Source organism: Pseudomonas sp. REB1044, assembly GCF_038813925.1.
GTDB lineage: Bacteria > Pseudomonadota > Gammaproteobacteria > Pseudomonadales > Pseudomonadaceae > Aquipseudomonas > Aquipseudomonas boreofloridensis.
The window spans coordinates 1,847,058-1,862,710 of record NZ_CP046139.1; the positions used below are offsets into that span (position 1 = coordinate 1,847,058).

The window sequence follows — 15,653 nt, forward strand, 5'->3', positions numbered from 1 at the left end:
TAAGCCGTAAGGGTAACCTACGGGTGGTCTGGAGGCCAGCCTGCACTTCTTTGGTGCGGCTGCTTGATGGCGCACGCGGATAGGCGTGCGCACCCTCTACCGTCCATGGTGTGCCTCACAAGTTGGGCTGTCCATGCGGCCCATCGTCTCGCTGAGGCGTATGAAACTCCTAAATTACGCGGGAAAAACGCTGACGATTCTGTAGGGCCAAGTAAGCATCGAAGACCATGCACACCGATCGTACCAGCAGGCGTCCGGCCGGCAGTACGCGGATACCGCGGGCATCGAGGGTGATCAGACCATCGCGCTGCATCGCCTGCAACTGCGGCCAGAGGGCTTTGAAATAGCCACGGAAGTCGATGGTGAAAGCCTGCTCGATCGGCTCGAAGTCCAGCTCGAAGTGGCAGATCAGTTGTTGGATCACGGCCCGGCGCAGACGGTCGTCCTGGTTGCACAGCAGTCCGCGTTGTGTCGCCAACTGCGCGCTGGACAGGGCGTCCTGGTAGGTGTTCAGGTCGCTGCTGTTCTGGCAGTACAGGTCGCCGATCTGGCTGATGGCCGATACGCCCAGGCCGACCAGGTCGCAATGTCCGTGGGTGGTATAGCCCTGGAAGTTGCGCTGCAGCGTGCCTTCTTCCTGGGCGATGGCCAGTTCGTCGTCGGGCAGGGCGAAGTGGTCCATGCCGATGTAGCGGTAGCCGGCGGCGGTCAACTGCTCGATGGTGTTGTGCAGCATCTCCAGCTTGACCGCGGCGGCTGGCAGTTCATTGGCGTCGATGCGCCGTTGCGGCATGAAGCGCTCGGGCAGGTGGGCATAGTTGAACACCGAGAGGCGATCTGGCTGCAGGCGGATGACTTCCTCGACGGTGCGGGCGAAACCTTCTGGTGTTTGCTTCGGCAGGCCGTAGATCAGGTCCAGGTTCACTGAGCGGAATTGCAGGGTGCGTGCGGCCTCCACCAAGGTGCGGGTCTGCTCCAGGCTCTGCAGGCGGTTGATGGCACGCTGCACGGCCGGGTCCAGGTCCTGCACGCCCAGGCTGACGCGGTTGAAGCCCAGTTCGCGGAGCAGACCCATGGTTGACCAGTCGGCTTCGCGGGGGTCGAGTTCGATGCCGTAGTCGCCCGAATCGTCGTCCAGCAGGTTGAAGTGCTGGCGCAAGGTGGCCATCAACTGGCGCAGCTCTACGTGGCTGAGGAAGGTCGGCGTACCGCCTCCGAAGTGCAACTGTTCCACGCGCTGACGCGGGTCCAGGTGACAGGCGATCAGTTGGATCTCCTGCTCCAGGCGTTGCAAATAGGGCGCCGCGCGGGCGCGGTCCTTGGTGATGACCTTGTTGCAGGCGCAGTAATAGCAAATGTTGGCGCAGAACGGCACGTGCAGGTACAGCGACAGCGGACGCACGGCCCGGCGGCTTTCGCGCAGGGCATGCAGCAGGTCGAACGAGCCCACTTCGGCGTGCAATTGCACGGCAGTCGGGTAGGAGGTATAGCGCGGCCCGGCCAGATCGTAACGACGGATCAGGTCGGGGTCCCAGTGGAGTTCGTCGAGCATGTGGGCAGTCCCCGAATAGAGCGGCAGTGTCCGGAGTCTAGAATTGTCTGTAGGAATCAGCCTTGACCTGCATCAAGCGCAACACCCCTCACAGCCCGCTGCCATCCCCAACGGGCAATAGCCAATAGCCCAGTGCACGCAATCCGCTCTTCCTTGCTGCTTGCCGCTCAAAGCTTGCCGCTCTTCAATGCCCCATCAACCAATGCTGGTGCGGCCCCGGTAAGGTCCAGAGGCCGAACAGCATCACCAGCACACCGCCCGCCATGCGCACGTGGCGTCGGCGCAGCACGGCGGTGACACGCTCGGCTGCCAGGCCCGTGACCAGCAAGACCGGCCAGGTGCCGACACCGAAGGCGAGCATCAGCAGTGCGCTGTGCACCGCGTTACCTTGACTCGCTGCCCACAGCAGGGTGCTGTAGACCAGCCCGCACGGCAGCCAGCCCAGAGCGCGCCGAGCAGTAACGCGCGGGGCAGGCTGGACACCGGCAGCAGGCGCGAAGCGATGGGCTGCAGGTGTCGCCACAGCCCGCGCCCCAGCGCCTCGATGCGTGTCAGTCCGCTCCACCAGCCCGCCAGGTACAGGCCCATGGCGATCAGCAACAGGGCTGCCACAACCCGCAGCGTCTGCACCGCCGGGCTGCCGGCCAAGGCCCAACCGGCCAGGCCCAGCAACAGCCCGGCGACTGCGTAACTGAGCACGCGTCCCAGGTTGTAGGCGAGCAACAGACGCAGGCGACGTGCGCGTTGTTCAGGCGGGATAGCCAGGGTCAGCGCGCCCATCAGGCCGCCGCACATGCCCAGGCAATGGCCGCCGCCGAGCAGGCCCAGTACCAGCGCCGAAACGAGCGCAGGCAGCAGTTCAGGCACGGGGCGAGGCGTCCTGGTCGGTGGCGTCGGGGGCGACGGCGTCGTGTTTGATCGCTGCCTGGTGGCGCGGGTCTTGATCGTCGAACAGGATGCTGTGGGCAGGCCCTTCGAGGTCGTCGTACTGGCCGCTGTCCACGGCCCAGAAGAACACGTACAGCGCCACGCCGACCAGGAGTAGCGCGGCAGGGATCATGATGTACAGGGCGGGCATGCAAAAGTCCTCAGGGTACGCAGGTGCACACGGTCAGGCCTCGGCGCAGGCGGTGACGAGATCGGGCCGGCCTCGACCTTCGCTCGGCGCCGGCAGCCGGGTCAGGCGCAACGCATTGAGCACCACGATCAACGAACTCAATGACATACCGACTGCTGCCCAGACCGGGGTGATCCAGCCGAGCGCCGCGAAGGGCAGCATCAGGCCATTGTACAGCGTCGCCCACAGCAGGTTCTCGAGGATGTTGCGCCGCGTGCGTCGGGCCAGGTCGAAGGCTTGCGCCAGGGCTTGCAGATGGTTGGACAGCAGCACCGCATCGGCGCTGGTCTTGGCCAGGTCGGTGGCCGAGCCCATGGCGATACTGATGTCGGCCGCCGCCAGCACCGGCACGTCGTTGACGCCGTCGCCGAGCATCAGCACCTTGCGCCCCTGCGCCTGCAGCGCCTTGACCCGCGCCAGCTTGTCGTCCGGGCGCAGGCCACCGATGGCCTGGTCGATCCCCAGTTGCGTCGCCACTTCATCGACCATCGGCGACGTGTCGCCAGACAGCAGCAGCGTGTGCCAACCCCGCGCCTTGCACGCCGCGAGCAAGGTGTCGGCGTCTTCGCGCAGACGATCGTCGAGGCCGAACCAGGCCAGTGGCCCTTGCCGGTCACCGAGCAGCAGCCATTGCCCGCGAAGCTCCGGCACCGGCGGCACCTCGGCGCCGCTCAGGGCACAGACGAACGTCGCCTGACCGATGCGCAGGCGTTGCTGGCCGACCTGGCCCTCCAGGCCCAGCCCCGGCATCGCCTGCACTTGCTCGGCCGGCTCGGCGCTGACCCCGAAGGCGCGGGCAATGGGATGTTCGGAGCGGTTTTCCAGGGCGGCGGCCAGGGCCAGGCAGCGCTGCGCCGTCAACTGGCCCAACGGGCGGATGCTGCGCAGCGCCAGTCGCCCCTCGGTCAAGGTACCGGTCTTGTCGAACACCACCGTGTCGATCTGGTTCAGGCCTTCGAGCACATGCCCACGGGTGACCAGCAGGCCAAGCGTGTGCAAGGTGCCGGTGGCTGTGGTGAGCGCTGTCGGGGTGGCCAGCGAGAGGGCGCAGGGGCAGGTGGCGACCAGCATCGCCAGGACGATCCAGAACGCTCGGTCGGCGTCCAGGTGCCACCACCACAGGCCGATGCCCAGCGCCGCCAGCAGGCTGAACAGCAGGAACCACTGCGAGGCGCGGTCGGCGATCTGCGCCAGGCGCGGCTTTTCCGACTGGGCGCGTTCGAGCAGGCGCACGATGGCCGACAGCCGTGAAGCCTGGCCAAGGGCTTCGACCTCCACCACCAGCGTGCTTTCCACGTTCAGGGTGCCGCCGGTGACGCGTTCGCCGGCCTGCCGCGGCTGTGGCAGGTACTCGCCGGTGAGCAGCGATTCGTCGACGCTGGAGCGCCCGTCCACGATGCGGCCGTCAGCCGGAATCACCGCGCCGGGCAGCACCTGCACGCGCTCGCCACAGGCCAGTTCGGACAGCAGCACGCGCTGCGCCTGGCCCTGTGGGTCCAGACGCAGGCACGAGGCTGGCAACAGGTTGACCAACTGCGCGGTGGCCGCTGCCGTGCGTTCACGGGCGCGCCGTTCGAGGTAGCGCCCGCTGAGCAGGAACAGGGCGAACATGCCGACCGTATCGAAGTACAACTCGCCACTGCCGGTGATCGCGGTCCAGATCCCGGCGCCGTAGGCCAGGGCGATGGCCAGCGATACCGACAGGTCCATGGTCAGATGCCCGGTGCGCAGGTCGCGGGCAGCGCCTTTGAAGAAGGGCGCGCAGCTGTAGAACACGATGGGCGTGGTCAGGAACAGCGCGACCCAGCGCAGGATGGTGTGCAGCTCCGGCGACAGGTCGATGTTGAATTCCGGCCAGGTGGCCATGGTCGCCATCATCGCCTGGAACCACAACAGTCCTGCCACGCCCAGTCGCCGCAGCGCCGTGCGGTTTTCCTGGGCCAGGCGCTCGGCGGCCTGGTCGGGTTGGTAGGGATGGGCGGCGTAGCCGATGCCACGCAGTTCGCCGAGCAGCCGCGACAGCGGCAGTCGCTGGTCATCCCAACTGACGTGCAGGCGATGGTTGGACAGGTTCAGGCGCGCCTCGCCCACGCCCTCGAGGTTGCGCAGGTGCTTCTCGATCAACCAGCCGCAGGCTGCGCAACTGATGCCTTCGATCATCAGGGTGGCTTCGGCCAGCGCGCCCTGACGATGGACGAAGCCCTGCTGCACGTCGGCGCGGTCGTACAGCGCCAGTTCGTCCTGCAATTGCCTGGGCAGGGTCTGCGGGTTGGCGCTGCTGTCGCTGCGGTGCTGGTAGTAATGCTCCAGGCCGCCAGCGACGATGGCCTCGGCCACCGCTTGGCAGCCGGGGCAGCAGAACGGCCGGGCCTGGCCCAGCACCACGGCGCTGAAGCGGCTGCCGGCGGGGACGGGCAGCGCGCAGTGGTAGCAGGGGTGGGTTGGCTCATCGGGCGAAGTTCTTGTGGCCTGGGATCATGGCTGGTGCTCGGCCCCTTGCAGCGCTTCGTCGCCCAGTAGCAAGGCGACCCCGTGCTCGACCTTCTCCTCCTCGAATAAACGCCACACCTGATCCTGCTCGCTGCCGAGCAGCTCGACGAAGCGCCGGCCTTCGACCTTGTCGTCGAGCTGGCCGACATAGCGCCCGCCCTCGACGCGCAGCAGCTTGACCTTGCGGTCCCTGTCCGGCTGGGTGGGCGAGATCAGGTTCAGCTCCAGACTCTGCGGTGCGCTGTCGCCGCTCAGGTGCAGTTCCACCTCGCCGGTCAGTTCGTCCAGGTGCACGCTGGCACGCAGGTTCAGGGCCTGGGCCAGCATTTCGCGGTCCAGCGACCGGTTGATGCCTTTGCCGGCCTCGTAGTAGTTGTCGTTCACCAAGTTGTCCGGATTGCGCACGGCAATGCTGACCATGGTCAGGCTCAGGCACACCGAGGTGGTCAGGATGCCGATAATGATCCAGGGCCAGAGGTGCTTGTACCAGGGCTGGTGGCGGTGGCGGTCATGGCGCAGGGTCTCTCTTTCAGCGGATCTGGGGGCCGATGAATCGGCTCTTGGCTTCAACCTGGGTGCCGCTGTCATCGGCATCCTTGAGGATGAAGGTGATGTCGTTGGTGGTCGACGGCAATTGCTCGGGCGCGATGGACAGTTGCACCGGCAGGCTGACGATATCGCCGGCGGCCACCCGCAGTTCCCGCTGGCCGGACAGCTGCAGGCCTGGCAGGCCGCTGGCGTCGAGCACGTAGACGTGGTCGTGCTGGTCCTTGTTCATCACCTTCAGGCTATACACGTTCTCGATCTGCCCCTGGGCGTTCTCGCGGTACAGCACCCGGTCCTTGCTCACGTCGAAGCCGACCAGCGAACGGGTGGCGAAGGCGGTGGCCAGGGCGCCGATCATCACCAGCAGCACCACGGCGTAGCCGATCAGGCGCGGGCGTATCAGGTGGGTCTTCTGCCCTGAGAGGTTGTGCTCGGTGGTGTAGCTGACCAGTCCGCGCGGGTAGTTCATCTTGTCCATCACGCCATCGCAGGCATCGATGCAGGCCGCGCAGCCGATGCATTCGATCTGCAGGCCGTCACGGATGTCGATGCCGGTCGGGCAGACCTGCACGCACAGGGTGCAGTCGATGCAGTCGCCCAGGCCTTTGGCCTGGTAGTCCGCGCCTTTCTTGCGTGGGCCTCGGGTTTCGCCGCGGCGCGGGTCGTAGGAGACGATCAGGGTGTCCTTGTCGAACATCACGCTCTGGAACCGCGCATAGGGGCACATGTACACGCACACCTGCTCGCGCAGCCAACCGGCATTGCCGTAGGTGGCCAGGGTGAAGAAGCCTACCCAGAAGTAGGCCCAGCCATCGGCCTGGCCGCTGAAGAAGTCCACCACCAGTTCGCGGATCGGCGCGAAGTAGCCGACGAAGGTCAGGCCGGTGACGAACCCGATCAGCAGCCACAGGCTGTGCTTGGCCAGCTTGCGCAGGAACTTGTTGCCGCTCATCGGCGCCTTGTCCAGCTTCATGCGCTGGTTGCGATCACCCTCGGTGACCTTTTCGCACCACATGAAGATCCAGGTCCACACGCTTTGCGGGCAGGTGTAGCCGCACCAGACCCGGCCGGCGTACACGGTGATGAAGAACAGGCCGAACGCGGCCACGATCAGGATGCCCGACAGCAGAATGAAGTCCTGCGGCCAGATGGTGGCGCCGAAGATGTAGAACTTGCGCTCGGGCAGGTTCCACCAGACGGCCTGGTGGCCGCCCCAGTTCAGCCAGACGGTGCCGAAGTACAGCAGGAACAGCACGGCGCCACCGACCATCCGCAAGCGGCGGAACAGTCCGGTGAAGGCGCGGGTGTAGATCTTTTCTCGGGAGGCATACAGGTCGACGGAATCCTTTCCGGTTGCAGGCGGGGTGACATCGTGTACGGGAATCTGCTTGCTCATCATCAAGTCCCACGGCAGTGGAGAAATGCCAGGGCCAGTGCGTGCCGGCCGTGGTCGCGCGCTCGGTGCTGGCGCTCTGCGGGCCATGATACGCCTGTGATGGCAAGGTCGGGCCTGGCTGCGACCTTTAGTCGCATTGGGTTGCGCTCGTTAATCGTGATATGGGAAGTGTCAATTGATTCAGGTCAGTGGCCGGTGGAATTAACCGCCGACCACCGCACCTCATTTCGGCTGATCGTCCTGGGCCGCAGGCTTTTCCTGAGACAGGCTGTACACATAGGCCGCCAGCAGATGCACGCGGTCGTTGCCCTGGATCTCGGCCTGGGCCGGCATCTGGCCCTGGCGGCCGTAGCGGATGGTCTGCTGCAACTGGGCGAAGCTCGAACCATAGATGAACGCCTGCGGATGAGTCAGGTCAGGCGCGCCCATCGCCGGGGTGCCTTTGCCTTGCGGTCCGTGGCAAGCCACGCAGGTGCTGGCGAAAATCTGCTGACCCTTGACCGGGTCGGCCTTGGCGTCCTCGGGCAGCTTGCGCCCATCCAGCTGACTCAGCACGAAGGCCGCCACGTCGGCCACGCCCTGTTCGCCGATCACCTCGCCCCAGCCGGGCATGACGCCGTGGCGACCGTTCATGATCGAGGCCTTGATGGTTTCCGGCTCACCGCCCCAACGCCAGTCGCTGTCGGTGAGGTTCGGGAAGCCGTAGGCACCCTTGGCGTCCGAGCCATGGCACACGGCGCAGTTGGAGGCGAACAGGCGCGCGCCCATTTTCAGCGCCTGCGGGTCCTTGGCCACCGCTTGCAATGGCATGGCCGCGAACTTGGCGAAGATCGGGCCGAAGCGGGCGTCGGCCTTGGCCATTTCCTTCTCCCATTCGTGCACGCCGCTCCAGCCCGTCTGGCCGTCGCCAAATTCGCGGCGTGAGTCGCTGTCCAGGTAGGCGTAGCCGGGTAACAGCCCGCGCCAATTGCCCAGGCCCGGATACAGCACCAGGTAGCCCAAGGCGAAGACGAGGGTGCCCACGAATAACCAGAACCACCAGCGCGGCAGGGGGTTGTCGTACTCCTCGATGCCATCGAAGGCATGCCCGACGGTCTGGTCGGTGAGGTCTTCACGCTGGCCCTTGCGGGTCGACAGCAGCAGCCAGGTCAAGGCGAAGATCGTGCCCAGGGTCAGCACGCTGATGTACAGGCTCCAGAAATTGCTCATGGTCGCTCGCTCCCCGATGTGTCTTGTGCATTGCGCTCGATCCGGCGCTGGGCCTCGGGATCGTCGGCGAACGGCAGTTGCGTGGCTTCGTCGAAGTCGCGCTTGCGGCGTGGGTTGAATACCCACAGCGCCAGGCCCACGAAGGCCACCAGCACCACGAGGGTGCCCAGGCCTCGAATCGTTCCGATTTCCATGCGCGTCACCGTTTGCTCTTGATCAGGGTGCCAAGGCCTTGCAGGTAGGCCACCAATGCGTCCATCTCGCTCTTGCCCTTGACCGCCTCGCGGGCGCCGGCAATGTCGGCGTCGCTGTAGGGCACGCCGAGCGTGCGCAGTACTTGCAGCTTCTTCGCCGTGTCCTGGCCGTCGAGGTGGTTTTCCACCAGCCAGGGATAGGCTGGCATCTTCGACTCCGGTACCACGTTGCGCGGGTTGTACAGGTGCGCGCGGTGCCAGTCGTCCGAGTAGCGTCCACCCACGCGGGCCAGGTCCGGCCCGGTGCGCTTGGAACCCCACAGGAACGGGTGGTCCCAGACGCTTTCGCCAGCCACCGAATAGTGGCCATAGCGTTCTGTCTCGGCCCGGAATGGCCGAATCATCTGCGAGTGGCAGCCCACGCAGCCCTCGCGGATATAGATGTCGCGCCCCTCGACTTCCAGCGCGGTGCGCGGCTTCATGCCCTCCACCGGCTGGTTGGTGACGTCCTGGAAAAACAGCGGCACGATCTGGGTCAGCCCACCGATGCTCACCGCCACCACCATGAAGAAGGCCAACAGGCCGATGTTCTTCTCGACGACTTCATGTTTCATCAGTGCGCTCCCACGACGACGATCTTGGCGGCTTCGTCGGCCTGCGCCGGGTGGGCGCCACGCACCGTGCGCACCACGTTGTAGGCCATCAGCAGCATGCCCGAGGCGAAGAACGCCCCGCCCACCGCGCGCACGATGTAGCCCGGATGGCTGGCCTGCAGCGCTTCGACGAAGGAATAGGTGAGCGTGCCGTCGTCATTGATCGCCCGCCACATCAGGCCCTGGGTGATGCCATTGACCCACATCGAGGCGATGTACAGCACGGTGCCGATGGTGGCCAGCCAGAAGTGCGCGTTGATCAGCCCGACGCTGTGCATCTGCGCGCGCCCATAGAGCTTGGGAATCATGTGGTACAGCGCACCGATGGTGATCATCGCCACCCAGCCCAGGGCGCCGGCGTGAACGTGGCCGATGGTCCAGTCGGTGTAGTGGGAAAGGGCGTTGACGGTTTTGATCGCCATCATCGGGCCTTCGAAGGTGGACATGCCGTAGAACGCCAGCGACACCACCAGAAAGCGCAGGATCGGGTCGGTGCGCAATTTATGCCAGGCCCCGGAGAGGGTCATCATGCCGTTGATCATGCCGCCCCAGCTTGGCGCCAGGAGGATGATCGACATCACCATGCCCAGCGACTGCGCCCAGTCGGGCAGGGCGGTGTAGTGCAAGTGGTGCGGGCCGGCCCAGATGTACAGGGTGATCAGCGCCCAGAAGTGGACGATCGACAGGCGATAGGAATAGATCGGCCGCTCGGCCTGCTTGGGCACGAAGTAATACATCATCCCGAGAAAACCGGTGGTCAGGAAAAATCCGACGGCGTTGTGGCCATACCACCACTGGATCATCGCGTCGGTGGCACCGGCATAGGCCGAGTACGACTTGAACAGACTGACCGGCAGGGCTGCATGGTTGACGATGTGCAGCATGGCGGTGACCAGGATGAAGGCGCCGTAGAACCAGTTGCCGACATAGATGTGCCTGGTCTTGCGCCTGACCAGGGTGCCGAAGAACACCACGGCATAAGCTACCCAGACGATGGCCAGCAGAATCGCGATCGGCCATTCCAGCTCGGCGTATTCCTTGGTGGTGGTGTAGCCCAGGGGCAGGGTGACCAGCGCCCCGACGATCACCGCCTGCCAGCCCCAGAAGGTGAAGGCGGCCAGGCCATCGGAGATGAGTCGGGTCTGGCAGGTGCGTTGCACCACGTAATAGCTGGTGGCGAACAGCGCACAGCCGCCGAAGGCGAAGATCACCAGGTTGGTGTGCAGCGGGCGCAGGCGGCCGAAGCTGGTCCAAGGCAGGTCGAAGTTGAGGCTGGGCCAAACGAGCTGCGAGGCGATGAACACGCCCAGGCCCATGCCGAGGATGCCCCAGACCACGGTCATGAGGGCGAACTGGCGGACGACTTTGTAGTTATACGCAGGCGGACTGATGGCTGTGCTCATTCCAAGGTTCCACGGTTTGAGTATTCTTGTTGGTTGAAAATCGGCGCCAGTATCGGTAACCCCTGGCGGTATGGCAACGCAAGGCTTCTCGCGCCGACCCGTGTCCAAACCCGCAGGTTGCCGTCCCGCAGCACTTGGGCCTGGGTGATTGTACACAAATAAATATCTGTTATGTGTACCGTTTCTGGAATTTTTCTGATCGATCGGTCAGGCTTTTTCGGGTCTGCCTGAGCAGGTCGGATATGCGTATCCGATCTTGAATCGCCCAAAGTCGGCCAGGCCCCACGCGCCATGTGACGCGCGCGCAGGACGTTGGTGCCCTGGCATAAAGCTGGGTTGTGTTCGGAGAGGTAAGCAAAGGATAGAGGTTGCCATGATGGCAACCAAGCAAACCCCGCGGGCCTAATGGCCCGCGTCGGTTCGCCTCACGGGGACTTTAAACGAGTCATGGAATAGTGATTGGGAGTTTGGGTAACGGGAAAAATAGCGTGGCTTTTAGCTCAGACGCGCGGCAGTGCATCCCTTCAAAGACTTTATAATTTAAGTTGGCAGTGTCCAGTTGAGTGAACAGTCTGTGCAAGGTGGTGGACTCAATCGTTTCTTTTGGCACAATAATGTCTACCGCGTACTTCCCAACCAGATGTCTGAGTTGGTTGTTATTGTACTCAAAGTGACTGAGTACGTAGTTGCTTGTGAAATGGCCACCTGGTACAGACTTTGTAGGTGTGGCGAGTTTGATCTTGGACGCTGCAGTGATAAGGCCGAAATCTGTAGTTATTGGGCCTTTTGTGGTTCTGTAGGTGATTCCCAGAAACTTATGTTTGATGGTTGTCCGTATAGTCTCCGTTATCAGGGTTCCGCTCTGAGGTGCATAATGGTTATACAGGCTGTTCTCAGGTATGCTGACTTTTCCTCCCCTAATTGCGTTTCCTCCATGCGCATGGACGATGGCAGTGTCCGAAGAGTTCCCACTACGGCGAAAGACTATAAAATCCCCAATATCTTGTTCCTGAACTGGATAGGTTCCTCTTACGATGCCTGAGCGGATGGGTGTGCTTGGTGGTGTCGCAGGGCGAGTTGAATTGATGGCATCCCTCTGCGCTTTTGAAATAGACCCCCTCAAGAGTTCTGATTTTCCTTTCGGCATGACAGCGATTTGTTCTGAGGCAACCGAATAGCGAAGGCTCCGCAGCCGCTGCAACGATTTACCCGCGCTTTTCACCAGGGACGGAAGCGTAGTCAAAGCTGCGACCGCCTGGGATGCCATCGATGCCCACCCCAGTTTCTCTGCCAGTTCCGGGTTGTCCTGTTCCACGGCCATTTTCGTGACGTCCAGTGCTACCGAAACCATCGTAGTGACCACCAGTGCTGCAGCGACCATCACGGATAAACCGCCAGCCATCCCCGGAAGACTCGCCAACGCCATCACGACGTGTCCCGCCCCTTCCAAGCGCGAGGACAACCGCGGGTTGCTCTGGCGCTGGGCCATGCCCGCGGCGGTGACGGCCGCGCCCACCATGATTGCGGTACAAAGCGCCATGCCGATCCCGGCCATTACCGGCCCCGCGGCCCCTAGCGTGAGAATGGTCGCCGCGATAGCGACCACTACGAAAACCGCCAACGCAACCCATTGCCACCAGGGAACCGCCTCGTGCACCGGCGGCTGGGTCGCACTGATTGCCGAGTCAAGCCGAGCCAGGCTTTGAGCTTGATCGCGCCGGCTGAGCATGATGTGCCCGCTGGGGTCATGCCAATTCACAGGGTCCCCACCGGCGCAGTACGCCCGGTCATTGAGCCCGCCAGCGCCGAACGGGCTCCAGCCGTCACGTTGATAGAACGCCCGGTGACGCGGGTCATAGACACGATAGCCATTGCCCAGATGAGCGCACCCGGTCGCAGGGTCCAGCCGTTGCCCGTCGCGGCCCAGGCCACTGAGCATCGCTTGAGTGCTGGACACCGGCGCTTCGCCCCAGGGCGTAAACGCCAACGACCGGTGCTGCCAGGCACCCTTGGCATCCACCCAGTACTCATCGCCACCCGCCTGTTGCGGGTCGCCCAAGATGAAGAGTTGTGTCTCTGTCGCTCCCTGACAATGCTTGATCACCATGCCAGCGTGCTCGTCCAGGGTCAGCGTACGAGTGACCTTGCCCTTGGTGTCCAGCCAGGTTTCACCGCAGAGCACATCATCTGTGTAGGCGAGAACACGACGCTGCTCAGCCGTGCTAATCCATTGGCTGACCAGGCAGTCGTTCTCGTCGTACTCGTAATAGCTTGAAGGTGTGTCCTGGTTCTTTTCGGTGACCGAGCGCAGCCTGCCGGTATCCGAGTAGGCAAGGGTTTGCTCGCGTTCGTTGAGCGTCAGCCGCCCAGCGTCATCGTAGGTGTAGCTCAATGATCGAAGCGCACCGGCCTTGCCGCCCTTTGGCGTGAGCTGGGTACTTTGCCGAGTACGGCGGGTGGGATGATCGCTGTCGTACTCATAGGTCACGCGTTCCACGTCACCGTTGCTGCGTGTGCTGCTGCACTCGGTAAGGTTGCCCAGCGCGTCGTACTGGTAACTCTGCTCTTTGATGGCGTGCCCCTCGGCATCCTTGACCTCATCACCCGAGATCGCCTCCACCGTCCACTTTTGCAGCTCATCACGCGTACCGTCCACACTGGTGTAGTAGATGAATGTCTCGGTACGAGCCGGCGTGGATTGGCCATCGCGGAACAAGACTTTGCTGGTCAACTGTCCGATGGACGACCAGGTCTGCACGTAGCGCGTCTTGGTCTGGTCATCGAGCCGATACAGCCTTTCAACTTCATTACCCAGCTTGTCATACGTATAGGACACGGCCATGGTTCGGCCCGTATTCAGGTCACGTACGGTCATCCGCTGGCATTGGCCCAAGGCGGTGTATTCATACCAGTACTCCAGCGAGCCGCGGACAACGCGGTCACATTGTCCTTGCGGGCCACTCCAGGCTCGGCTGCTCACGCCATTGGCATATTTCGCCCGCTGAACCTGGCCACGTAAGGACACCAGGGCCTCCTGCCGCTGTTGCTGGGCATGCACGGTGCGGTTGAAATGCCAGGCTCCAAGCAGCAGCGGGGTCAGGTCCTCACTGGTGACCTTGCTCTGTTGAGTACCCTGCGCCGGGCGCTCGGCCTTCAGCGACTGAGTCAGCTGGTTGAATTTGAACGACGCCAGCAGTGTGCCGGTACTGTCACTTTTGTTCTCTACATACCACTCGACACTGTGGTCGGTTTCTTTGCGGTACAGTTTCTTGCCGTCAGGCCCCGTGAGTTTTCCGGCTCGATCACTGTAGGCCAAGCCTTTTTTACCCCCGACGACCAAGCCAGTCACAAGGTCGCCCTGGTTACCGCCGCCCTCCAGCGTCTGGTTGCCGAGCAACTGACTGGTCTTGCCTTTGGCCTTGATGCTGACGGTTGTGGGTACCGCACTCATACCCTGGTAGTTCCAGGTGACGACTGACTCGTCGGGTTGGGTACGCGACAGCGGGCGATCCAGGTCATCCCAGGTCGTGGTCCACTCCCGCGATTTGACTGTTCCGTCCTCCATCGGCACATGCTGCTTGAGAGCCACATTGCGCCCACGGGCATCGATGAGCTCCTCGACTCGCAGCGCCTTGGCCTCATCGCTGCTGTCATGCCCGCTCCAGAGCGCAGACGACAACGTCACGGACCCTGTCGCATGATTTACCTGCTGCTGCCGGCGGGTGTGCTGGATACCATCAGGCAAAAGCGCCAGCGCCGACTGCTGGGTGAGCGTCTGTTCATCCTTCGCGTTCTTCTTCAGCACAGGGTCGGCATGTGCCTGCCAGAAATGCTGGTGCAGCTGGGTGGGTGCCTGAAGGTCCTTGTCATTGTGAGTGCACAGGCCGCCAGGCAGGAAATCATAGGCCTTGACCCTTTCAGGCGCCTCGCCACGCCCCCAGGTACTTTCCTCCAGCAGCACGAATTCGCTTGTGTCGCTCGCCTCACGTTGCATCTCGCGTCTGACTGCGCGCTGCAAGCCATCGTATAGGGTGCGCTGCTGGCGGCCGTCCGCGTTGAGGGTTGTCAACCAAGTGCCCGAACCCGTTTCCGTGTGGGTGATGCGCTGTTGTTCGATCGGCTTGAGCGCTTTGACCTCTCCAGAATCGAACGCGTTGGCGTCGTACGGGTACGTCACGCTGTGGGCCCCTCGGCCACGGGTGTCGTAATCATGGCAGGAGAAACGCACAGGCTTGCCGTCACCATCCTGATGCGACTCGCGTAGCAGCCGACCACTCAACGCCGACTGGATCTGCTGGCTGAGGATGGCATCGCCGCCCGCGATCAAAGGGGCCGTGGTGACGAGCTTCCAGGTGTTGAGCTGTTTTCCTGGATAAGTGGTTTCCGTGATCGTCTGCGTGCTGCGAACGGTGTTGTCCTTGTACCAGGTCGTGGCTGTCCGGGTGATGCTGCGCAATGCGCCGCTCACTTTATTGGCTTGGCTCTGGATCAACGTAACTTTGATGCCACTCCAGGACGTGGCAAGTGATACCGTCCAGTCCTTTGCCTCTGATTTGACACTGGCGACCGTGACACCTTCGAGCACCAGCACGGTGTCAGGCATCAATCGGCCCTGTGCATCATGGGTCGACTTCGCATAACCACAAAGCGTCAGGGTGGCCGCCGAAGTCGCCGTGCCGTCGAATGCCAGGTATTCCAGGCGAGCCATCAAGGGTGGTTGGTGGGGATCGACGATCTTCGGGCAGACCAACGCGGCGGCATCTGCCAGCAAGGTTTCATCAGCAAGTTTGAGCCCGCTGATCAATTTACTGACCGCGGGCAACTGATCGCCACGAGTGCCCTTATCGGTGTCCGCTCCTGAGTAGTACCGCAAGCAAGTCGTCTGCCCATCACTGGTAACCGTCGAGCTCGGTTGACCGTGTTTGTTGTAAGCGGCCAGCGTGCTTTCGACTTTCGAGGCGTTCGGAGAAGGTGCGCTGGTCGTGTCGGTCATGGTAGCTGCTCCACGGTTGAATCGGTGGCCAGGGATTCGGTGGTCACTTCGATTTTGATAGGACGTGATAATGTCAAATGCTTGTAACTATTCGCCGGGG

The 15,653-nt window shown here is 63.1% G+C and carries 10 protein-coding genes and 1 pseudogene; all 11 read right to left on the reverse strand.

Annotation, left to right across the window (positions count from 1 at the left end; genetic code table 11):
* Nucleotides 1-169: 169 nt before the first annotated feature.
* The gene (hemN, locus tag GKC70_RS08740) at nt 170-1,552 is read right to left on the reverse strand and encodes an oxygen-independent coproporphyrinogen III oxidase (RefSeq protein ID WP_342651087.1); all 1,383 of its coding nucleotides are present in this window, start codon (nt 1,550-1,552) and stop codon (nt 170-172) included.
* Nucleotides 1,553-1,736: 184 nt separating this feature from the next.
* Nucleotides 1,737-2,419, reverse strand: a pseudogene (locus tag GKC70_RS08745) (sulfite exporter TauE/SafE family protein).
* Complete coding sequence (ccoS, locus tag GKC70_RS08750; RefSeq protein WP_039578843.1) at nt 2,412-2,630, reverse strand: cbb3-type cytochrome oxidase assembly protein CcoS; 219 nt, start codon at nt 2,628-2,630, stop codon at nt 2,412-2,414. The pseudogene GKC70_RS08745 and the gene ccoS overlap by 8 nt, the downstream one beginning before the upstream one ends.
* 33 nt (nt 2,631-2,663) lie before the next feature.
* On the reverse strand, nt 2,664-5,087 hold the full coding sequence (locus GKC70_RS08755) for a heavy metal translocating P-type ATPase (RefSeq protein WP_342651486.1): 2,424 nt from the start codon (nt 5,085-5,087) through the stop codon (nt 2,664-2,666).
* Between the two features lie 57 nt (nt 5,088-5,144).
* Nucleotides 5,145-5,747 carry a FixH family protein gene (locus GKC70_RS08760; protein ID WP_342651088.1) on the reverse strand — a complete coding sequence of 201 codons (603 nt, stop codon included), beginning with the start codon at nt 5,745-5,747 and terminating at the stop codon, nt 5,145-5,147.
* A complete protein-coding gene (gene ccoG / locus GKC70_RS08765; protein ID WP_029615020.1) occupies nt 5,689-7,101 on the reverse strand; it encodes a cytochrome c oxidase accessory protein CcoG in 1,413 nt (470 codons plus the stop codon). The genes GKC70_RS08760 and ccoG overlap by 59 nt, the downstream gene beginning before the upstream one ends.
* A 222-nt stretch (nt 7,102-7,323) precedes the next feature.
* Entirely contained in the window at nt 7,324-8,310 is a 987-nt protein-coding gene (gene ccoP / locus GKC70_RS08770) for a cytochrome-c oxidase, cbb3-type subunit III (RefSeq protein ID WP_342651089.1), read from the reverse strand.
* Entirely contained in the window at nt 8,307-8,504 is a 198-nt protein-coding gene (locus GKC70_RS08775) for a cbb3-type cytochrome c oxidase subunit 3 (protein WP_342651090.1), read from the reverse strand. Before GKC70_RS08775 ends, ccoP begins: the two co-directional genes overlap by 4 nt.
* A 5-nt stretch (nt 8,505-8,509) precedes the next feature.
* On the reverse strand, nt 8,510-9,118 hold the full coding sequence (ccoO, locus tag GKC70_RS08780; RefSeq protein ID WP_039578836.1) for a cytochrome-c oxidase, cbb3-type subunit II: 609 nt from the start codon (nt 9,116-9,118) through the stop codon (nt 8,510-8,512).
* Nucleotides 9,118-10,560, reverse strand: coding sequence for a cytochrome-c oxidase, cbb3-type subunit I (ccoN, locus tag GKC70_RS08785; RefSeq protein WP_342651091.1), 1,443 nt, complete (start codon nt 10,558-10,560; stop codon nt 9,118-9,120). Before ccoN ends, ccoO begins: the two co-directional genes overlap by 1 nt.
* 445 nt (nt 10,561-11,005) lie before the next feature.
* Nucleotides 11,006-15,553 carry an RHS repeat-associated core domain-containing protein gene (locus tag GKC70_RS08790; protein WP_342651092.1) on the reverse strand — a complete coding sequence of 1,516 codons (4,548 nt, stop codon included), beginning with the start codon at nt 15,551-15,553 and terminating at the stop codon, nt 11,006-11,008.
* Nucleotides 15,554-15,653: the final 100 nt, after the last annotated feature.

What these genes read in the sequence shown, in the direction of transcription:
- GKC70_RS08760 (WP_342651088.1), bottom strand. Translation starts at nt 5,747, where the DNA reads ATGACAGCGGCACCCAGGTTGAAGCCAAGAGCCGATTCATCGGCCCCC.
- GKC70_RS08790 (WP_342651092.1), bottom strand. Translation starts at nt 15,553, where the DNA reads ATGACCGACACGACCAGCGCACCTTCTCCGAACGCCTCGAAAGTCGAA.
- GKC70_RS08775 (WP_342651090.1), bottom strand. Translation starts at nt 8,504, where the DNA reads ATGGAAATCGGAACGATTCGAGGCCTGGGCACCCTCGTGGTGCTGGTG.
- ccoO (WP_039578836.1), bottom strand. Translation starts at nt 9,118, where the DNA reads ATGAAACATGAAGTCGTCGAGAAGAACATCGGCCTGTTGGCCTTCTTC.
- ccoS (WP_039578843.1), bottom strand. Translation starts at nt 2,630, where the DNA reads ATGCCCGCCCTGTACATCATGATCCCTGCCGCGCTACTCCTGGTCGGC.
- ccoG (WP_029615020.1), bottom strand. Translation starts at nt 7,101, where the DNA reads ATGAGCAAGCAGATTCCCGTACACGATGTCACCCCGCCTGCAACCGGA.
- ccoN (WP_342651091.1), bottom strand. Translation starts at nt 10,560, where the DNA reads ATGAGCACAGCCATCAGTCCGCCTGCGTATAACTACAAAGTCGTCCGC.
- hemN (WP_342651087.1), bottom strand. Translation starts at nt 1,552, where the DNA reads ATGCTCGACGAACTCCACTGGGACCCCGACCTGATCCGTCGTTACGAT.
- ccoP (WP_342651089.1), bottom strand. Translation starts at nt 8,310, where the DNA reads ATGAGCAATTTCTGGAGCCTGTACATCAGCGTGCTGACCCTGGGCACG.